Below are 18,704 nucleotides of genomic sequence, written 5' to 3' on the forward strand. Positions count from 1 at the left end.
AGCGCACCCGGTCGGTGCCGAGGAAGCGTGCCGGCCGGTCCGCCGGACCCCCTGGCTGGCAAGCTACCGCACCGGCGGTGGCCCCGAGCCCGCTCCGGGCCGACCCGCCCACGGGTTTGCCCTGCTCAGAGCGCGGGTACCGGCTCCGAAGGAGCGCAGCCACACCGGGCAGGCGGCAGGAAAAGGCAGGAGCTGGTCGATGAGGACGCTGGCCGGGCGGTACCAGCTCGCACAGCGCATCGGCCTGGGCGGGATGTCCGAGGTGTGGCGCGCGCACGACCTGGTGCTGGACCGACCGGTCGCGGTGAAGCTGATGTCCCCCGAGCAGCAGGGCGAAGAGACCTGCGTCGAGCGGATCCGCGCCGAGGCGCGCAACGCCGCCCGGCTGGTGCACCCCAACGTGGCGAGCGTGCACGACTTCGGCACCTCGACCACGCTGCCCGGCCGCGAGGCGCCGTACATCGTGATGGAGCTGGCCGAGGGCGAGACGCTCGCCGCGCACCTGCGCGCCGGGCCGCTGGACTGGCGGATCGCGGTCCGGGTCTGCGCGGAGGTGGCGGCCGCGCTGGCCGCCGCGCACGCGCACGGGATCGTGCACCGCGACGTGAAGCCGGCCAACGTCATGCTCACCCCGTCCGGGGTGAAGGTTCTCGACTTCGGCATCGCCACCCCGGCCGGCGCGCCCGACCACAGCCCGGACGGCATGGTGGTGGGCACCCCGGCGTACCTGGCTCCGGAACAGTTCGACCGGCAGCCGGCGACCCCGGCGGCCGACATGTACGCCCTCGGCGTGCTCCTCTACTACTGCCTCACCGGCCGCCTGCCGTACGCGGCCGGGACGACCGCCACCCAGCTGGTCGGTGCCCGCCGGCGGGTGGCGGCCGAGCCGCTGCCCCCGATCGAGGGGCTGCCGCCGGAGGTGGCCGAGCTGTGCCGCCAGTGCCTCGCCGACGACCCGTCCCGCCGGCCGACCAGCCTGATGGCCGCGCTGCTGCTGGCCGAGGTGGTGGACGCCCGGGTGTACGTGCCGATGCTGGCGTCGGTGCCCCGGCCCCGCCCCGCCCCGGTCTCCGAGTGGACCGAGCGCGCCGCGACGGAGGCGACCGAGGCGGTCGCCCTCGACGACTGGTCCCGCGCCGGACCGGCCTGACCGGCGTTTCACCCGATCGAGTCCGGGAACCCGGGCCGGTGACTGACGGGAGGAACGCGATGCCGGATCCCAGTTCCTGGCTGAACGAGGCCACCGCGACCGCCTCGGGCGGCCACGTACGCACCGACGACGGCGGCTGGTCCACGGCGCTGGCGTCGCCGCTCGCGCCGCACTGCACGGGCCTGACGCCCGAGCAGCTGCTGGCCGCCGCGTTCGCGTCCTGCCTGCACCACGCGGCGGTGGAGGCGGCCGGCGAGATCACCGACGAGGCGCACACCGTGCAGGTGACCGCCGAGGCGAAGCTGGGCCGCGACGACGACGGCCGCTACCGGGCCGACGTGCACGCCTCCATCTCGTCGGTGGGCCTGACCCGCGAGCAGCTGGCCGACCTGGTCGAGTACGCCGACCGGATCTGGCCCTTCTCCAGCGGCGACGCCAGCCGCCACCGGTTGACCGTGACGCCCGCCGACGGGCGGCGCTGAGTCACCAGCGGAAGCCGGCGGTCACCGCCCGGTGGTCGGAGTCCGGTGTCCGCAGCACGTCGGCCGCGGTGGGCGTGAGGCCGCGGTAGAGAACGTGGTCGGGCCGGGTGATCGGCAGCGACGAGGGCCAGGTGAAGCCGAAGCCCTGGCCGGCGTCGGCCTGGGCGTCGCCCAGCAGGCGGGTCAGCGGGTCGAAGACCCGGTCGGTGGTGGCGGTGTTCAGGTCCCCGAGCACCAGCAGCCGGTCGGCGTGGTCGGCGCGCACCGCCCCGGCCAGGGTGCGGACGGTCTCGTCCCGGGTGGCGGTGTCGCCGGCCCGGGCCGACCCGAGGTGCACCACGTAGACCGTGAGGTCGCCCCGCGGGGTGGCGACGACCGCCCGTAGCGCGCGGGTCCAGCCCAGCCCGGTGTCCACTCCGGCGGAGTCCCGGATGGGGTAGCGGCTCCACAGGGCGACGGTGGAGACCGACGCGCGGTGCGGGTAGCGCTGCCGCAGGTCGGCGGTGAGCCGGCCGGCGTCGTCGACCTCCTGGAGCGCGAGGAGGTCGACGCCGGCCTCGGCGAGCGGGGCGACCGTGCCGGCGGGGTCGGGATTGCCGGCGCGCAGGTTCTGGCTGGCGACCCGGATGATGTCCGGACCGCTGCCGGCGGCCGGGGGCAGCCAGACGCCGGCGTACATCAGCGCCCAGACGGCCGCGGGGAGCGCGACGGCCACCAGCGCCCGCCGGGAGCGGCGCAGCAGCGCGGCCAGGGCCAGCACCGGTACGCCGAGGCCGAGCAGCGGCGTCGCGCTGTCGAGCAGGCTGCCCAGGCCGCGCACGTTCGGGACCGCGCGGTGGCCGGCCAGCACCGCCGCCAGCAGCACGGCGAGCAGCACCAGGACGAGTCCGCGCCGGTCATCCGGGCGGTGCCCGGCACCGGGGACGGGCTCGTCGATCATGCTCTCGGTCACCGTCCGAATCGTACCGAGCCGCCGCCGGGGCGGCGGCGACAACACCCCGCCCGCCGGTGACCTGGGCTTCCGCCGCGCGGTGGGCCGGCGGGTCGGCGGTACGGCCGGCGGCCGTCGCCCGAACGGAGGAGGGCCGCCGCCTGAACCCACGCGGCCGCGTCGCGCCCGATTCCGCCGGTTGTTTCCGACATCAAGGATAAGTAGGACTGGCGAGATCGGTGCCGTTCCTTGCCGACCGCCGGTAATGCCCGGTCGGATCATCGCAAATTGTGGCGCATGCCACCAATGACCCCGATGGCAAGCGGTCCTCGGCTCTCTAGCCTCGGCGGGTGCTTGCCGACGACTCCCCTCAGCAGCAGCCGCCCGCGACCCGACCGCATATCCGTACGGTCGATGCCGCATCGGGCGAACGGCGGATCGGCCGACACCGCGCTCCGGAGCCACCCCGACGCGGAGCGCGGGCCGTACTGGCCTCCACCCCGGCCCGGGTGGCCCTGGCCGGAGGCGTGACCTGCTGCCTCGGGCTGGTGGCGTTCGCCGGCGCGCACGACCCGGGCCCGCGCGGGACCCCGGTCAGCGAGGTGCTGGCGGACCGGGCCGAGGCCGCCGACCGCGCCTCCCGATCGCTGGACCGCGGCGCCGCACCGATCGCCGTCCCGGTCACCCCGATCCCCACCGCCAGCCCCAGCCCGTCGGCCACCCGGCAGCCCACGCCGAAGCCGAAGAAGCCGGTCAAGCCCCGGCGGCCCCGGCCGGTCGCCGGCCTCACCCAGGCGCAGATGGACAACGCCAAGGTGATCGTGGACGTCGGCGTGCAGCTGAAGGTGCCCCGGCGCGGCCTGGTCGTCGCCATCGCCACCGCGATGCAGGAGAGCAACCTCTACAACCTGGCCAGCGACGTGCTGCCCGAGTCGTACGACTATCCGCACCAGGGCAGCGGCTCCGACCACGACTCGGTCGGGCTGTTCCAGCAGCGCCCCAGCAGCGGGTGGGGCACGGTGGCCCAGCTGATGCGTCCCGCGTACGCGGCCCGGGCGTTCTACACGGCGCTGGCCGAGGTGCCCGGCTGGCAGGAGATGAGCGTGACCGCCGCCGCCCAGGCCGTGCAGGTCTCGGCGTTCCCCGACGCGTACGCCCCGCACGAGCAGCGGGCGACCACGGTGGTGGCGGCGCTGACCTGAGCTGGGTCGGCGCTCAGGCCACCCGGGTGCCCGGCTCGGGCCGGTGCGCCGCCACCTCGGGCGCGCCGGCGGCGGCCCGGGTCGCCGGGACACCGCCGGTGGAGGCGGCGGCGGTAGGCGTGTCGGCCGGGACCACGTCGCCCGCCATCCCGGCGAGGAGCTGGTCCACCCGGGCCTCCCGACGCCGCCGCTCGTGCAGCGCCGCCTCGAACTCGCGGCGGGCCTGCACCGCCTCGGCGTACACCCGCTCGCGGAGCTGCCGGGCCTCCTCGCGCGCGGCGTCGAGCTCGCCGCGGGCCTGCGCCAGGATGTCGGCGGCCTCCCGCTCGACCGCCGAGGCGGCGCGGCGAGCCGACGCTGCGGCGTCGTCCGTCGGCGCACCCTGGCGGTCGACCAGGCCGCGCAGCAGGGTCGCCTCCTGCCGGATCTGGTCCCACTCCCGACCCGCGCCGGCGGCGACCTCCGCCCGCGCGGCGAGTCGGGTCAACCGGACTCCCAGCTCATCAAGGCAGGAATCGACCTGCCGCTGGTCGTAGCCGGTCTCAACGACGGAGAACCTCATACTGTCGCCCCCCAGGCAGCTGGTACGTCTTTCCCCAGGTTCGATCCTCGCGGCTGCCGCTCGGCGCCGAGGAGGTTCGGGAAAAATGTTCAGCAACTGAGCGCCAGCCCCGGTGGCGGGGGCCACCGGAGCGGGTCAGGACCGCTTGGGGAGCACGACCACCCGACCGAAGAACTCGTCGATGCGGCGGACCACGTCGTTGAAGTCGTCCAGGTCGATCGGCTTGGTCACGTACGCGTTGGCCTGCAGCGTGTAGCTGCCGACGATGTCGGTGTCCGCGTTCGAGGTGGTGAGCACCACGATCGGGATGGTCCGCAGGTCCTCGTCCTGCTTGACCTCGCCGAGCACCTGCCGGCCGTCCATCCGCGGCATGTTCAGGTCGAGCAGGATCACGTCCGGGCGGCGGGCCTCGGTGTGCCGGCCCTCGCGGCGGAGGAACTCCATCGCCTCCTGGCCGTCGCTGACCACGTCGATGACCTTCTCGATCTCGGAGTCCTCCAGGGCTTCCTCGATCATCAGCACGTCACCCGGGTCGTCGTCCACGACGAGGATGCGGACGGGGTTGGCGGCGCCTTGGCCCATGGGGTACCTGTCTCATCTCGGGCGATGGGGACCGCACGGTCACCCGCTGGCGGGGAAATCTAGCCGATCAGGGGGCGTCCTGCGACGCCGGGTCCGCCATGTCCGGTTGGTACGCCAACACGTCGGCGAGCCCGGTGACCTGGAGCACCCGGTCCACCCGGCCGGTGGCCCCGGTCAGCCGCAGCCACCCGCCCTCGGCGGTGGCCCGATTGTCCCCCCGGACGAACGCGGCGATGCCGGTGGAGTCGCAGAAGGTCAGCTCCGCGAGGTCGAGCAGCAGTTGCCGGGCGCCGTCGGCGGCCAGCCGGTCGATGGTCTCGTTGAGCTGGCCGACGGTGCTCATGTCCAGCTCGCCGACCAGCCGCAGGCACACACCACCACCAACCCGCGGGCTGTGCGTGACGGTGAACGTCAACCTCGTCCCTCTCGCTCGCACCGCAGGGCCGATCCTTGCAGTGGAGCAAGTATAAGCAGGGTGCCCGGCACCGCCGCGATCAGCGCCGGGTGGGGTCGCCGGGCTCGGGGAGGACCGTCTCCCCCAGCGCCAGGAACCGTGCCGCCCGGGGAAAGTCACGCAGCTGCCGGTGATAGTGGGCCAGGGTCAGCCCGACTGCGGCGGCCGGCACCCCCCGGCTGGTCAGGATCTCCACCAGCCAGCCGACGAAGTCGGTGAAGAGCGAGCTGTCGTCGACGTACAGCGCCGCGGCCAGGAAGTCCACGATGTATCCGAGGTCGCTGATCGTGGAGTCGAGCTGGGCGGGCGTGTAGTGGTGGACCGACGGCACCCGCTCGCGCAGATCGGCCAGCGCGGAGTCGATCAGCTCGCCGCGCCGCTTCACCAGGCTGGCGTACTCGTCGTCGGCGAGGTGCGGCAGCTCGGCCGGGCCGACCCGGCGCAGCGCCCGCTCGTCGGCGACCAGGTCGGCCGCGCTCGGCGCGTCCGGCGCCCAGGCGACGCCGAGGGTGCGGGCCCAGCGGCCGTCGTCGCCGAAGCCGCGCCCGCCCACCACCACCGGTACGTCCGACCGGCGGCAGGCCTCGATCATCCGGTGCGCGTACGGCAGCCGCATCGGCAGCGCACAGGCCAGGGCGACCGCGTGCGCGTCGTGCCGGTGCAGGTACGACACCAGGTGCGCGGCGGGCACGCTCGCCCCGAGGAAGGTCACCTGCCAGCCGCGCAGCCGCAGCACCTCCGCCACCAGCCGGGGCGGCAGGGCGTGCCACTCGCCGTCCATGCAGGCCACCACCACCCGACCCCGGGTCGGGCGCGGGTTGGCTTGTGCCGCCACGGCGGCCACCACCCGCTCGCTGATGTGGGTGGCCGCGTGCTCCTGGGCGACGCTCCACTCGTTGCGCGCCCACCGCTCCCCCACCTCGGACTGCGCGGGCCCGACCAGGTCGAGCAGGACCCGCTCGGCCGGCACCCCGGCGTCGAGCAGCCGGACAGCCACGTCGATGGCGCCGTACTCGTCCGCCTCCTCCAGCGCCGCCAGGAACTCGTGGTACGCCTGCGCCGGATCGGCCTGGGTGGTGGGAGCGGTCACGATCGGGTCTCCCTCTCCTCGCCGGGCCGGCCCACCTCGGGTACGGCGTGCAGGTGCCGCCCCGGGCGCCCGCCGGGGCCGATGGCGCGCAGCGCCAGCACGGCGATGTCGTCGTGGTCGCCCTGGGCCAGCCAGTCACAGGTGACCTGCTCGACCCGCTCGGCCAGCGCGGGCGCCGGCACCCGGTGGCAGCCGGTCACCGCGGTCACCAGCCGATCCTGGCCGAACTGCTCGTCGCCGCGCCGGCCGCCGCGCGCCTCGGTCACCCCGTCGCTGTAGAGCAGGCAGGTCTCGCCCGGGGCGAGCCGGACGGTCACCTCGCCGATGCGCGGGTCCGGCACCACGCCGATGAGCATGCCGCTCAGCGGTACCGTCTCGACCTCACCGCAGGCGCGCAGCACCAGCGGCGGCAGGTGGCCGCCACCGGCCATGGTCAGGGTGAGGCCGCCGTCGCGGTGCGGGCGGACGACGCCGAGCACCATGGTGGCGAACCGCCCCTGGCCGTGCGCCAGGGTGGTCTCCAGCAGGGCGTCGTTGAGCAACTTCAGCAACCGGCCGGGGTGCGACTCGACCCGGTGCAGCGCCTGCAGGCACTGGCGGAGCTGACCGGTGAAGACGGCCGCCTCCACGCCCTTGCCGGAGACGTCGCCGAGGAAGAACACGGAGCCGCCGTCGGGGAGCCGGTGCGAGCCGTAGAAGTCACCGCCGATGCGCAGGCTGGCCTGCGCCGGCCGGTACGCCGTGCCCCACTGCACCCCGGCGACGGGCACCGGCTCGACCGGCAACAGGCTGGCCTGGAGCGTGTCGGCCACCTCGGCCTGGTCGCGGTAGAGCACCGCCGTGGTCAGCGCGGCACCGGCCCGGGCGGCGAAGGCGCGGACCAGCTCGAGGTCGTCCTCGTCGTACCAGCGGGTGGCCCGGCGGGCCACCAGCAGCACGCCGGCCGGCGCGTCCGGGCCCGGCAGCGGGATCACCCGGGCGGCGACCCCGCGGGCCTCCAGCCCTGGCAGCCAGCCGGCCTCCACCGCCTGCTCGACCAGCCAGTCGACCGCGTGCGGCTCGGCGCCGCAGAGCCCCTCGGCGATCGCCGTCGGCAGGGCGGTGGCGGACAACATGCCGCTGTCCACGGCCGCCGACTCGTCCTCGCCGCGCGTCGCCCGCCACCAGCGGGCCCGACCGGCCCGCGGCGCGAGCACCAGGACGGCCACCTCGGCCAGGGTGGGCACGGTCAGCCGCACCACGGCGGCGGCGGCCCGGTCCGGATGCAGCGGATTGCCGAGCTTCTCGCCCACGACCGCCAGGAACGCGGAGCGGGCCCGCTCGGCGAGCAGCGCGTCGGCCCGGCCGACGCTGTCGGTCACGTCCTCGACGTAGTGACAGCTGCGCGCCCCGGAGAGCGGCAGCTGGCGGACCCGCAGCCGGCGGCCGCGGTGGCCGAACTCGCCGGCGTCGCCGCTGGCGAGCGCGGCCACGCCGGCGGCGGCCAGCGCCAGGCCGGGGACCACCTCGGGCAGCAGCCGCTCGGCGACCGGACTGAGATGCCGCACCACGCCGTCGGCGTCGCAGACGATCAGACCCTCACGGAAGTGCTCGATCACCTCCGACCAGTCCGGCTCGGGGTGGCCACGGTCGGGCGCGAGCGGCGGAAGCGCCGACCCGGGTCGGCCGACGACGTCGGACGACCGCGCCGGAGCCCGGGCGGCGCTCGGCGTGGAGATCTGTCCGTCGCCCGGGTCCGAGCCCCTGACGTCGGCAGCAGTCACCAGCTGAGCCCCACTCCTCGTGTCGACACCCACGGTTCAGCGGAAACGGCGGGTATGTTCCAATCTCTGCGCCCCACCCTACGCCGGTGCGCCGGTACCGCCACTGCACGGCCGGGGCGCGACCCCGATCCGCAGTGGCGGGCGGGGCCGGACGGGTGTTGTTACGATCCGGCAGAAGCACCTGCCCGACCTGCAGCCCTTGCGGAAAGGCGTGATCGCGTGCCCCACGGGAGGAAACCCGAGGCCACCCCGCTGAGCATGGCCGTGGACCACTCCGACCCGGCAGCCCCCGTCATCTCCGTCGGCGGCGACCTCGCCTTCACCACGTCGGGGCCGTTGCGCGCCGAGGTCGACCGGGCCCTCGCCGAGCGTCCCCCGGTCCTCGTGCTGGACTTCGCCGACCTGCTCTTCATCGACAGCACCGGGCTGTCCGTGATCGTCCACGCGTGGCGCGAGGGGCAGCAGATCGGCACCGCCATCCGGCTGCGCGCCACGCCGCGTTTCCTGGACACCATCCTCGACATGACCGGCGTCACCGGTCTGCTGGCCCGGCCGCTGCCCACCGCCCGGACCGAGGCCGCCGCGACCGATCTGCCCGGCCGGGCCGCCTCCGCCTGAGCCCGGGCGTTTCCCGATCGGGCGAAGCTGGGAACATGGGTACATGCCCACTCAGCTGTTGTCCATCGAGGTGACCCGGCTCGACGCCGGGGGCGCCCGGCTACGGCTGACCGGTGACCTCGACTTCGACAGCGCGCCGGAGCTGATCGCCGCGGCCGCCCAGGCCCGCGCCGACGGCCACCGGGACCTGCTGATCGACGTCGTCGGCGTCGCCCTCTGCGACTCCTCCGGGCTCAGCGCCCTCGTGGTGATCGGCCGCGGCGGGGCCGGGCCGGTCCGGTTGACCGGCGTCAACCCGCAGCTTCAACACCTGCTGGACCGCACCGGGCTCACCGAACTCCTGGCCGTGGAGCACCCGCCCGCCGTCGGCGACGAGGTGCGCGAGGCGGGCTGAGGGAACCGTCCCGGGTCGGGGTGGCCCCCGACCCTGGGACCAGGGGTCGGGGGCCGGGAGGATGGTCTAGGTGGCCACGGCCGGTTGCAGGCGCGGCCCGTCTGCGCGCAGGTCGGTCGGCGACGGTGGTTCGGCGTCCTCCGGTGGACCGGAATCGGGCGTGTGGAACAGGTACCGGACAAAGTCCCCACCGACCTCGTTGACGTCCGATCCGGGCCACTGGCCGGCGCAGTCCATGCCCACCACCTCGCGGCCGGAACCGTCGGTCTCCTCGACCAGTGCCCACAGGCTCACCGGGTAGCAGCGGGTGGCCTCCGGGCCGACCTGCCACCGGGAGTACCAGCCGGGTCGGGCGGGGACGATCTCGACGATCCTCTTCATGACGACCTTCCCTTCCGCGTTCCTCGGAAGACCTCCGGTCCGCCCCGATCGTGCGGCCCGGGCGGGTGAGCGTCCCTCACCCCCGGCGAGTGAACCCGCCGACCGGGTTCGGCCCGTTACCTTCCGCCGGGCGGTGGGAACCCGACGGCGGACGAGGCGAACCCCGACAGGAGCGAGGTGCCACCATGCGCAAGCAGATGGAGGGCGACAACCAGCGCCGCCGGGCCCTGGCCCGCGACGCGCGCCGGCAGGGCCTACAGCCGAGCGAGACCGGCACCAGCCTGAGCGCGTCGAAGCAGATCACCAGCCTGGACCGGGGTCGCCGGTCCGGTCCCCCGCCGGCCGGCCGGCACAAGCCGGACAGCACCCGGGGCGGGCCGGCGCCCCCGCCGATGGCGGTGGCCACCGCGACCCGGCCCCTGCCCGACTCTGGGCAGGACAGCCGCGTGCAGCCGATGGGCTACCGCGAACTGGTCGATGAAGTCAGCCGGCGCGCGGGGGTGGACTTCCGTACCGCCAAGGTGGGTGCCGAGGCCACCGTGCTGGCGCTGGCCTGGGCGCTGGACCAGGCCGAGCGGGAACGGCTGCTCGAGGCGGTGCCGGTGAAGTTGCACGACGTGGTGCCGGTGGACGGCATCGAACGGCACCAGGACCTGCCGGGCTTCCTGGCCGAGGTGGGCCGGATCAGCGGGCGCACGCCGGAACAGGCCCGCTATCAGGCGGAGGCGACCCTGAGCGCGCTGGCCGACCACGACGGCGACCTGATCGAGTCGCTGGACGTGCCGGACGGGCTGCGTGACCTGCTCACGCCGCCGGAACCCGGCGGCGGCCTGGTGGGCGCGCGCAGCGCCGCCGCACCGCTGACCGAGGCGGAGCTGCGGGACGCCCTGGCGGACCTGCCCTACTGGTCCAGTGACCGCCAGTCGCTGGTGCGGACCATCGAGCTGCCCCCGGGCAACCTGGACCGGGTGCTCGACCGGCTCGACCAGCTCCGGGTGGACACCGGCCGCGGACCGCAGATCGGTCGCCCCGATTCCGACAGCGCGGTGCTGACCGTCCGCAGCCGTAACGCCGACGCGGTGACCGCCGCGGACGTGGACCTGGCCCACCAGGTCGACGACGCGATCGAGGAGGTCGGCGCGGGCATCTGGTGAGCCGACCGGAGGCCGGGCCGGTGGGCGGTGCGCCCGCCGGCCCAGCACGGGGACGCCCGGTCGGCCATGATCGGGTAGCGACAACCGACACGACACGCCGTCGCGAGTGACGGAGAACCTGACCCGATCATGGACCACCCCCGCACCACAGCTAGCGTGCCGGCATGGACAGCGAGGCGGACGACCGGCTGGAGCTGGTCGTCGACCCGGCGCGCCGGACCGGGCGCACGCTGCTCGCCGGGGGCGTCGCCCAGTCGTACGTGGACGTCGCGGACCCCCGCCACCTGCATTTCGAGTACGTCCGGCGGATGGCGACCCTGGTCGACCTGGCCGCGCCGCCGGGGCTGCCCCGCGCCGTCCTGCACCTGGGCGGCGGCGCGCTGACCCTACCCCGGTACGTGGCGGCCACCCGCCCCGGGTCGGCGCAGCGGGTCGTCGAACGCGACGCAGCGGTGGTACGGCTGGTCGCCGAGGAGCTGCCGCCGGTCCCCGAGGTGGTGGTCGAGGTCGCCGACGCGCGGCAAGCCGTCACCGCGTCCGCGGCGGACGGGTACGACCTGGTGCTGGCCGACATCTACCGGGCGGCGCGGATGCCGGGACACGTGGCCGGCGTCGAGTTCGTCGCCGAGGTCGGCCGGACGCTGCGTCCCGACGGCGTTTACCTGGTCAACGTCACCGACCTGCCGCCACTGGTCTTCACCCGGGTGCAGGTGGCCACCCTGCGCGCGGTCTTCGCCGACGTCTGCCTGGTCGCCGACCGGCGGATGCTGCGCGGCCGCCGGTACGGCAACGTGGTGCTGGCCGCCGCGCACCGCCCCGGCCGACTCCCGGCGCGCCGGCTCGCCACCCGGGTGGCCGCCGACCCGGTGCCCGGCGGGGTGCTGCACGGCCCGGACCTCGACGCGTTCGTCGGCGGTGCCCGCCCGGCCACCGACGCCACCCTCGGGTTTCCCGGCCGCCCGCCCGGGTAGCCGCGCCGGATGAGCACCGCCGACGACCGGTCCACCGCCCGCAGCGCACTGATCGTCATCGGCCTGGTGCTCGCCACCGCGCTCGGCCTGGCGCTGCTGTGGACCACCCGGCGGATCATCGTCTGGATCCTGATCGCCGCGTTCTTCGCGGTGGCCCTGGCGCCGCTGGTCGACCTGGTGCAACGCCGGCTGGTCCGGCGCCGGGCGTTGGCCACGCTGCTGGTCTTCCTCGCCGCCTTCGTCCTGCTGGCCGGGGTGGCCGCGCTGATCCTGGTGCCGCTGCTGGACGAGCTGGGCCGCTTCGTCGACCGGGCCCCGGAGCTGCTGCGCGACGCCCGCGCCGGGCGCGGCGCCCTCGGCCGGTTCCTGGAACGCGTCGGGCTGCTCGGGTACGCCCGGCAGCACTCCGACCAGATCCAGGAGTACGGCGGGCAACTGCGCCAGCCGGCGGTCGGGCTGGTCCGGGGCGTGGCGGAGACCGTCGCCGGCCTGCTGACGATCATCGTGCTGGCGTACCTGATGGTCCTGGAGGCGCCGCGGATCAGCCGCAGCGTGCTCGGCCTGGTCGGAGACGGGCGGGCGCGGCGGTTGCGTCGGATCGGGCGGGAAAGTTCCCGCACGATCACCGGATACCTCAGCGGGAACCTGCTGATCAGCCTGGTCTGCGGCGTCCTGACGTACGTCGTGCTGCTCCTCACCGGGGTGCCGTTCGCCGCGGTGATCGCGCTGCTGGTGGCGGTCGCGGATCTGATCCCGCTGGTCGGCGCGACCCTGGGCGCGATCGTCGCGGCGGGGGCCGGGTTCCTGCACTCCCCCACCGCGGGAGTGGTGGTGCTGGTCTTCTTCGTCGTCTACCAGCAGGTGGAGAACCACCTGCTGCAACCGGTCATCCTGGCCCGGGCGGTCCACCTGAACCCGCTGACCGTGCTGGTCAGCGTGCTGCTCGCCGCCGAGCTGGCCGGGCTGGTGGGCGCGCTGCTGGCCATCCCGGCGGCCGGGATCGGGCAGATCCTGCTGCGGGAGTTCGTCCCCACCGGCGGCCGCGAGCTGCCGGCTCCCACCGATCCGCAGGGCGGCCCGGCCGACCGCTGAGGCCAGCCGGGCGGGCGGGTCACCGGCGGACCGGCACCTCGGGCGACGAGCTCTCCAGCGGTACGGCGTGCGCCGGCACCAGCCCGAGCTGGGTGGCCGAACGGGGCAGCGCGGCGTCGAGCACCCAGTCCGCCCCGACCCGCGTCCGGTTGCCGGGCATCGCCAGCAGGTGGTAGCCGCGGGTGACCGCCTTGGCCGGCAGCCCGGACAGCGACACCTTCAACGGGTTCGCCGCGGCGTCCTTGCCACCCAGGTCGACCACCCAGCCCAGGTCGTAGTGCTTGTACGGCTTGCGCCTGCCGTGACCGTACGAGGCGGCGATGTTCAGCGCGGCGAGCTTGCCCTGCCGCTGCGCGTGCTGCGCGGTCATCGCGCAGATCTGCCCCGGCCGGGTCAGGTCCGGCACGGCGGCGGCGTCGCCGCAGGCGTACACCTCGGGGAACCCGGGGACGCTGAGGTACTCGTCGACCACGAGCCGGCCCCGCTCGGTGCGCAGCCCCAGCTCGGCGACGAACGGGTCGGGGCGTACCCCGACGCACCAGACCAGCGTGCAGGTCGGCACGTACTCGCCGTCGGTGAGCTTCACCCCGTCGGCGGTGGCCTCGGCGACCGAGGTGCCCATCCGCACGTCGACACCGCGCCGGCGCAGCACCCGGTCGGCGGTGTCGGACATCCGCTTGTCCAGCTCGGGCAGCACCCGGGGCGCCACGTCGAGCAGCATCCAGCGGGGCCGGACGTTGAGCCGGGGCCGCTGGCGGCGCAGCGCGTCGGTGAAGAGCTGCCCGTGGGCGGCCACCTCCGTGCCGGTGTAGCCGGCGCCGACCACCACGAACGTCGACCGGGCCCGCTGCTCGGCCGGATCCTCGGCCTGCTCGGCCAGCTCGAGCTGCCGGATCACGTGGTCGTGCAGGTAGACGGCCTCGGGCAGGCCGCGGAAGCCGTGCGCGTACTCGGTCACCCCGGGGATCGGCAGCAGCTTGTTGACGCTGCCCACGGCGAGCACCAGCCGGTCGTACGCGATCCTGCCCTGGTCGCCCTCGGGCTGGGTGAAGCCGACCCAGCGGTTCTGCAGGTCGACCCGGTCGGCCTCGCCGACGACGACCCGCACGCCGCGGAGGGTGCCGGTGAGCGGCACCGAGATCCGCCTCGGCTCCACGACCCCGGCCGCCACCTCGGGCAGCAGCGGCAGGTAGAGGAAGTAGTCGGTGGAGTTGAGCAGCACGATCTCGGCCCGGTCGCGCGCGACCCGGCTCAGCGTCTTCGCCGCGTGGTAACCGGCGAACCCGGCCCCCACGATCACCACACGAGGTTTCGTCATGCCCGCTCCCGTTCCCGTCGACCCGCCCGACAAACGTGCCGGTCGGGCCGCGACCTGCGCGGTCGCAGGGCGGCCGGGTCGCGACGACACGGCGGCCGGGGCCGCGACCCGCGCGGCGGCAGCGCGGGTCGTCAGCCGTCGCTGAGCCGCACGTGCCCGCTGCGCCCCACCGCCTCGATCTCCCAGCGGTGGCCGAAGGCGCGGATCCGCTCGCTGGCGATTCGTCCGATCTCCGGGGGGATGTCCGGGTCCACCGACAGCCGCCCGTTTACGGGCTGGAGATCCAACATCGCCCGGACCAGCGCCAGCGGGGTGCCGGACGCCCACGCCTGCGGGCTGCACGCGGTCGGGTACGGCACGGCGAAGAGCAGTCGCTCACGTTCGAACCCGCTCAGCGCCTCGGGCAGCCGGTAGCCGAACTGCTCGGCGGCCTCGAGGAGGGCCAGGCAGATCCGGTTGGCCTCCTGGCGATAGCCGTAACGCACCAGGCCGAGGGCGGCCAGCGAGTTGTCGTGCGGCCAGACCGTGCCGAGGTGGTACCCGAGCGCGTTGTAGAGCCGCTCCTGCCGGGACAGGGTGCGGATGCCCCAGCCGGAGAACATGTCGTCGGACATCAGCTGGCGGACCACCGCCTCCGCGCGGTCGGGCGGGACGATGCCACTCCACAGCAGGTGACCCATGTTCGAGGTCTTGGAGTCGATCCGGTTCTTGTCGCCGTCCAGGCCCACCGCGTAGTAGCCGCCCCGCTCCGGGATCCAGAAGTCCCGGTTGAACCGCTCGTACAGAGCGGCGGCCTCGACCCGCAGCCGACGGGCCAGGCCCGGGTCGGCCAACGGGCCGTCGGCCAGCTCCGCGAGCCGCACCTTGGCGTCGTAGGTGTAGCCCTGCACGTCGCAGGTGGCCAGCGGCAGCACCGGGATGCGCCCGTCGGCGAAGCAGACCCCGTCCGGCGAGTCCCGCCAGCACTGGTTGCCCAGCCCTTCCGGCGAGCGGGTGGCGTACTCGACGTAGCCGTCGCCGTCCCGGTCGCCGTACACGTCGATCCAGCGCAGCGCGGCCAGCGCGTTGTCGCGCAGCTGCCGGACAATCTCGTCGTCGCGCGACCACCGCCAGTACTCGGAGAGCAGGATCAACCAGAGCTGGGTGGCGTCGGCCGTGCCGTAGTAGGGCCCGTACGGCTTCGTGCCGGTGCGGGTCAGCTCGCCGCTGCGCACCTCGTGCAGGATCTTGCCGGGTTCCTCGTCGGTGAAGTCGTCGCACTCCGTTCCCTGCAGCCGGGCCAGCCCGAGCAGCGCCCCCTTGGCCAGGGTCGGGCCGGCGACCAGAGTCTGGTACGCGGTGATCAGGGTGTCCCGACCGAAGACGGTGAGGAACCACGGCAGCCCGGCGCCGGGCAGCATGATCCGCTGTCCCTTGACCTCCAGGTCGAGGCGGAGCGCCAGCACGTCGTCGCGGGAGCGCCGGACGGTCCGTTCCAACGCCGGATTGTCGCTGGTCAGCACCGCCCGCTCCACCGTCCATCGGCGCAGCGGGTCATCCGCCCGTCGGTGGATGACGTCGGCGATGTCGCCCCGGACCGGCTCCACCACGCCGAGCCCCGGCGGCAGGGGCACGTGCAGGTCGACCTTCCAGCTCCCGCGCGACTCCAGCGTGAAGTCCCACACCAGTTCGTCGCCCTCGAGCTGGTCGGCGGGCACCGAGCACTGGACGCGGGTCTGCGCGGCGAACCCGTCTCCGGTGTAGGAGAAGCACAGCTCGCCGGGCTGGTGGTCGCGGGTGATGCGCGCGGAGCGGTCCCGCACCACGGACTTCACCTCGAACAGGTCGGCGAAGTCCGCGTCGACCGCCAGCCGCAGCTGCACCCGGACCGGTTCCGGTCGGAAGGAGAACATCTCCACCCGCTCGTGGAAGCCGTCGCCGACGTAGCGCAGCCGCCGGATGCCCAGGCTGTCCGGGGGCAGGCCGGGCAGGTCGGGGTTGGTCAGCACGTACTGCGCCGAGTAGTGGTCGATGGTCTCGGCGCGCAGCACCAGCAGCCGGGCGCCGTTGACGGTGAGCACCCATCCGCTGAGCAGTCGGGTGTCCAGGTGCACCAGGCCGCCGATGCTGCCGGGCGGCACGTCGCCGCTCTGGTCGGAGTACATGAAGGTGGGCCCGCTGAGCACCGCGAGCGAGTCGGGGCCGAGCTCGGGCGGCATGGCCCGCTGGTTGCCGGCCTCCCGCGCCGTGCGCACACCGGGGGTGGGGTCGGCCGGGGTGGGTCGCACGGCAGCCATGTCACCCACCGTAGGAACGCCGTGGTGGGCCGGCATCACCCGCACCGGGTGAATCCGAACGATCCACGACGATGGATATGGACAGATCCCCCAGCCGGTGGCGAGGATGCCGTCATGGGAGCAAACGAGAGCACCGGCGACCGGCCCACGAGGTCCACCCGCCGCACCTTCCTGTCCGCCTCCGCCGTCGCGACCGCCGCCACCGTCGCCGTACCGCTGACCACCGGGCCGACCGCGGCGCAGGCCGCCCGGCCCGCCGGGCCCGGCCACCCGGCCCGACCCCAGGCCCCGGACCGCGAGCTGCGCGCCCTGCTGCGGGAGGTGGACCGCGACCGGATCGAGGCCACCGTCCGCCGGCTCGCCGCCTTCGGCACCCGGCACACCCTCTCCCGCCAGGACGACCCGGTCCGGGGCATCGGGGCCGCCCGGGACTGGATCTTCGAGCAGCTCTCCGGGTACGCCGCCGCCTCGGGCGGCCGGATGACCGTGGAACTGCAGTCCTACGTGCAGGAGCCGGCGTCACGTATCCCGGTCGCCACCCGGATCACCAACGTGGTCGCCACCCTGCGCGGCGACGTCACCCCCAACCGGGTCTACGTCGTCACCGGTCACTACGACTCGCGCGCCACCGACGTCATGGACGCGGTCAGCGACGCCCCGGGCGCGGACGACGACGCCTCCGGCGTGGCGGTGCTGATGGAGCTGGCCCGGGTGCTGGCCACCCGACGCAGCGAGGCGACCATCGTCCTGGCCGCCGTCGCCGGCGAGGAGCAGGGCCTGTACGGCTCGGCGTACCTGGCGAAGCAGCTCAAGGCCACCGGCGTCGACGTGCAGGGCATGTTCAGCAACGACATCATCGGCTCCAGCACGGCCGACGACGGCACCCGCGACCCGCGCGCCGTGCGGCTCTTCGCCGAAGGGGTGCCGACCGCGGAGACTCCGGCGGAGGCGAGCACCCGGCAGTCGGTCGGCGGGGAGAACGACTCCCCGTCGCGCCAGCTCGCCCGGTTCGTCAGCGACGTCGCCGAGAACGGCGCCACCGGGATGCGGGTGCGGGTGATCTACCGGCGGGACCGCTACCTGCGCGGCAGCGATCACATCTCGTTCCTGCGCGAGGGCTGGCCGGCCGGCCGGTTCACCGAACCCAACGAGGACTTCGCCCACCAGCACCAGGATGTCCGGCTGGTCGACGGGGTGCAGTACGGGGACCTGCCGGAGTTCTGCGACTTCGACTACATCACCCGGGTCGCCCTGGTCAACGGGGCGGTGCTCTGGTCGCTCGCCCAGGCGCCGGGCACCCCGAAGGGTGCCACGATCGTGACGACCAACCTCACCAACGACACCACACTGCGCTGGCAGCGCGGCGACGAGCCGGACCTGGCCGGGTACGAGGTGGTGTGGCGGGAGACCACCGCCGCCGGGTGGCAGCGGGTGATCCCGGTCGGCGACGTCACCGAGGTGACCGTGGACCTGTCCAAGGACAACGTCTTCTTCGGCGTGCGGGCCGTCGACCGGGACGGCCACCGCAGCCCGGTGGCGTTCCCCCGCCCGGGGAGCTGACCGCTCCCGTCGCGCTTCGCGGGGCCGGCGTTGGGCGCGCCGGTCCCGCGGGCGTCGCGTCGCCACGGTGGCAACCTCCCGACACCGGTGACGCTCCCTCACCTTCGCGGACCCTGAACGCGGCTCACCGGTGCCCGCCGCCCACGGCGGGTACCGGTCAGGCCGGGGCGGTGACCGCCCAGCGCTCGTGGTCGCGCCACGCCCCGTCGATGAAGAGGTAGTCCGGCGAGAAGCCCTCCAGCCGGAAGCCCAGCTTGCGGGCCACCCGCCGGGACGGCTCGTTGCCCGGCTGGATGTTCGCCTCGACCCGGTGCAGGCCCAACGTGTCGAAGGCGTGCGCCAGCACCAGCCCGATGCCGGCCGAGGCGTGCCCGGTCCCGCTGTAGGGCAGGAACGCCGCGTATCCCAGGAAGCCGCCGCGCAGCGGGCCCATGATGATGCCGCTGATGTTGACGTAGCCGGCGATCCCGCCGCCGGGCCGGTCGCAGATGAGGAAGCTCTGCTGGTCGCGGCGGCGCGCCTTGGCCAGGTACGCGGCGAACTTCTCGGCGGTGTCGGGGGCGGTCAGCCAGGGGTGGTGCAGGTCCCGGCTGCGGCGGGCGGCGGCGACGAACTCGGCCTCGTCGGTGGGCCGCGGGCGTCGGATGCCGACCGGGCCGGCGCTGCGCAGGTATCTCACGGGCGACCACTCTGGTCCCGGCGGCGGGCCGTGTCCAACCGGAAT

At 74.5% G+C, this 18,704-nt stretch carries 19 protein-coding genes; 9 read left to right on the forward strand and 10 right to left on the reverse strand.

The annotated features are described in order from the left end of the window. The first annotated feature begins 199 nt into the window (after positions 1-199). Both V6U89_RS20000 and V6U89_RS20005 read left to right on the forward strand, forming a co-directional pair. On the forward strand, positions 200-1,150 hold the full coding sequence (locus tag V6U89_RS20000) for a serine/threonine-protein kinase (protein WP_334572854.1): 951 nt from the start codon (positions 200-202) through the stop codon (positions 1,148-1,150). 59 nt (positions 1,151-1,209) lie between these two features. Beyond that, on the forward strand, positions 1,210-1,632 hold the full coding sequence (locus tag V6U89_RS20005; RefSeq protein ID WP_088962435.1) for an OsmC family protein: 423 nt from the start codon (positions 1,210-1,212) through the stop codon (positions 1,630-1,632). Between the two features lies 1 nt (position 1,633). On the opposite strand, the gene V6U89_RS20010 is transcribed toward V6U89_RS20005, so the two are convergent. Beyond that, a complete protein-coding gene (locus V6U89_RS20010; protein WP_334572855.1) occupies positions 1,634-2,584 on the reverse strand; it encodes an endonuclease/exonuclease/phosphatase family protein in 951 nt (316 codons plus the stop codon). Between the two features lie 329 nt (positions 2,585-2,913). Between V6U89_RS20010 and V6U89_RS20015 the strand changes: the two genes are divergently transcribed. Then, positions 2,914-3,765 (forward strand): hypothetical protein, encoded by an 852-nt coding sequence (locus tag V6U89_RS20015; RefSeq protein ID WP_442933955.1) that lies wholly within the window; start codon positions 2,914-2,916, stop codon positions 3,763-3,765. A 13-nt stretch (positions 3,766-3,778) separates the two neighbouring features. Here V6U89_RS20015 and V6U89_RS20020 read toward each other — a convergent pair whose 3' ends face one another. The 5 genes from V6U89_RS20020 to V6U89_RS20040 form a co-directional block, all read right to left on the reverse strand. Next, positions 3,779-4,327, reverse strand: coding sequence for an ATPase (locus V6U89_RS20020; protein WP_334572856.1), 549 nt, complete (start codon positions 4,325-4,327; stop codon positions 3,779-3,781). Positions 4,328-4,462: 135 nt separating this feature from the next. Continuing rightward, the gene (locus V6U89_RS20025; RefSeq protein ID WP_154937697.1) at positions 4,463-4,909 is read right to left on the reverse strand and encodes a response regulator; all 447 of its coding nucleotides are present in this window, start codon (positions 4,907-4,909) and stop codon (positions 4,463-4,465) included. 67 nt (positions 4,910-4,976) lie between these two features. After that, positions 4,977-5,324, reverse strand: a complete 348-nt coding sequence (locus V6U89_RS20030; protein WP_334572857.1) for an STAS domain-containing protein — start codon at positions 5,322-5,324, stop codon at positions 4,977-4,979. 79 nt (positions 5,325-5,403) lie between these two features. Beyond that, positions 5,404-6,453: a cobalamin B12-binding domain-containing protein gene (locus V6U89_RS20035; RefSeq protein WP_334572859.1), complete on the reverse strand. Its 1,050-nt coding sequence runs from the start codon at positions 6,451-6,453 to the stop codon at positions 5,404-5,406. Next, on the reverse strand, positions 6,450-8,216 hold the full coding sequence (locus V6U89_RS20040; protein WP_334572860.1) for a PP2C family protein-serine/threonine phosphatase: 1,767 nt from the start codon (positions 8,214-8,216) through the stop codon (positions 6,450-6,452). The genes V6U89_RS20035 and V6U89_RS20040 overlap by 4 nt, the downstream gene beginning before the upstream one ends. 219 nt (positions 8,217-8,435) lie before the next feature. Here V6U89_RS20040 and V6U89_RS20045 point away from each other — a divergent pair, with 219 nt between their 5' ends. Beyond that, positions 8,436-8,834 (forward strand): STAS domain-containing protein, encoded by a 399-nt coding sequence (locus tag V6U89_RS20045; RefSeq protein WP_334572862.1) that lies wholly within the window; start codon positions 8,436-8,438, stop codon positions 8,832-8,834. A 43-nt stretch (positions 8,835-8,877) separates the two neighbouring features. Beyond that, a complete protein-coding gene (locus tag V6U89_RS20050; protein ID WP_334572863.1) occupies positions 8,878-9,228 on the forward strand; it encodes an STAS domain-containing protein in 351 nt (116 codons plus the stop codon). A gap of 66 nt (positions 9,229-9,294) precedes the next feature. On the opposite strand, the gene V6U89_RS20055 is transcribed toward V6U89_RS20050, so the two are convergent. Continuing rightward, positions 9,295-9,609, reverse strand: a complete 315-nt coding sequence (locus V6U89_RS20055) for a hypothetical protein (protein WP_334572864.1) — start codon at positions 9,607-9,609, stop codon at positions 9,295-9,297. Positions 9,610-9,794: 185 nt separating this feature from the next. Between V6U89_RS20055 and V6U89_RS20060 the strand changes: the two genes are divergently transcribed. From V6U89_RS20060 to V6U89_RS20070, 3 genes are all read left to right on the forward strand, one after another. Further along, positions 9,795-10,763, forward strand: coding sequence for a DUF2267 domain-containing protein (locus tag V6U89_RS20060; RefSeq protein ID WP_334572866.1), 969 nt, complete (start codon positions 9,795-9,797; stop codon positions 10,761-10,763). A gap of 164 nt (positions 10,764-10,927) precedes the next feature. After that, positions 10,928-11,734, forward strand: a complete 807-nt coding sequence (locus tag V6U89_RS20065) for a spermidine synthase (RefSeq protein ID WP_334572867.1) — start codon at positions 10,928-10,930, stop codon at positions 11,732-11,734. 9 nt (positions 11,735-11,743) lie between these two features. Further along, the gene (locus V6U89_RS20070) at positions 11,744-12,826 is read left to right on the forward strand and encodes an AI-2E family transporter (RefSeq protein ID WP_334572868.1); all 1,083 of its coding nucleotides are present in this window, start codon (positions 11,744-11,746) and stop codon (positions 12,824-12,826) included. Between the two features lie 19 nt (positions 12,827-12,845). Here V6U89_RS20070 and V6U89_RS20075 read toward each other — a convergent pair whose 3' ends face one another. Next, entirely contained in the window at positions 12,846-14,144 is a 1,299-nt protein-coding gene (locus tag V6U89_RS20075; protein ID WP_334572870.1) for an NAD(P)/FAD-dependent oxidoreductase, read from the reverse strand. A gap of 131 nt (positions 14,145-14,275) precedes the next feature. After that, positions 14,276-16,420 (reverse strand): amylo-alpha-1,6-glucosidase, encoded by a 2,145-nt coding sequence (locus tag V6U89_RS20080; RefSeq protein WP_334572871.1) that lies wholly within the window; start codon positions 16,418-16,420, stop codon positions 14,276-14,278. A gap of 114 nt (positions 16,421-16,534) precedes the next feature. On the opposite strand from V6U89_RS20080, the gene V6U89_RS20085 reads away from it, so the two are divergent. Beyond that, a complete protein-coding gene (locus V6U89_RS20085; protein WP_334572872.1) occupies positions 16,535-17,980 on the forward strand; it encodes a M20/M25/M40 family metallo-hydrolase in 1,446 nt (481 codons plus the stop codon). 157 nt (positions 17,981-18,137) lie between these two features. Here V6U89_RS20085 and V6U89_RS20090 read toward each other — a convergent pair whose 3' ends face one another. Continuing rightward, positions 18,138-18,659: a GNAT family N-acetyltransferase gene (locus V6U89_RS20090; protein ID WP_334572873.1), complete on the reverse strand. Its 522-nt coding sequence runs from the start codon at positions 18,657-18,659 to the stop codon at positions 18,138-18,140. Between the last annotated feature and the right edge of the window lie 45 nt (positions 18,660-18,704).

The organism is Micromonospora sp. CPCC 206171, from assembly GCF_036906755.1.
Classification (GTDB): domain Bacteria; phylum Actinomycetota; class Actinomycetes; order Mycobacteriales; family Micromonosporaceae; genus Micromonospora; species Micromonospora purpureochromogenes.

Excerpts from the sequence above, each read along its gene's own strand:
- V6U89_RS20000 (WP_334572854.1), top strand. The coding sequence starts at position 200 with ATGAGGACGCTGGCCGGGCGGTACCAGCTCGCACAGCGCATCGGCCTG.
- V6U89_RS20005 (WP_088962435.1), top strand. The coding sequence starts at position 1,210 with ATGCCGGATCCCAGTTCCTGGCTGAACGAGGCCACCGCGACCGCCTCG.
- V6U89_RS20020 (WP_334572856.1), bottom strand. The coding sequence starts at position 4,327 with ATGAGGTTCTCCGTCGTTGAGACCGGCTACGACCAGCGGCAGGTCGAT.
- V6U89_RS20025 (WP_154937697.1), bottom strand. The coding sequence starts at position 4,909 with ATGGGCCAAGGCGCCGCCAACCCCGTCCGCATCCTCGTCGTGGACGAC.
- V6U89_RS20050 (WP_334572863.1), top strand. The coding sequence starts at position 8,878 with ATGCCCACTCAGCTGTTGTCCATCGAGGTGACCCGGCTCGACGCCGGG.
- V6U89_RS20055 (WP_334572864.1), bottom strand. The coding sequence starts at position 9,609 with ATGAAGAGGATCGTCGAGATCGTCCCCGCCCGACCCGGCTGGTACTCC.
- V6U89_RS20060 (WP_334572866.1), top strand. The coding sequence starts at position 9,795 with ATGCGCAAGCAGATGGAGGGCGACAACCAGCGCCGCCGGGCCCTGGCC.
- V6U89_RS20065 (WP_334572867.1), top strand. The coding sequence starts at position 10,928 with ATGGACAGCGAGGCGGACGACCGGCTGGAGCTGGTCGTCGACCCGGCG.
- V6U89_RS20070 (WP_334572868.1), top strand. The coding sequence starts at position 11,744 with ATGAGCACCGCCGACGACCGGTCCACCGCCCGCAGCGCACTGATCGTC.
- V6U89_RS20075 (WP_334572870.1), bottom strand. The coding sequence starts at position 14,144 with ATGACGAAACCTCGTGTGGTGATCGTGGGGGCCGGGTTCGCCGGTTAC.
- V6U89_RS20080 (WP_334572871.1), bottom strand. The coding sequence starts at position 16,420 with ATGGCTGCCGTGCGACCCACCCCGGCCGACCCCACCCCCGGTGTGCGC.
- V6U89_RS20085 (WP_334572872.1), top strand. The coding sequence starts at position 16,535 with ATGGGAGCAAACGAGAGCACCGGCGACCGGCCCACGAGGTCCACCCGC.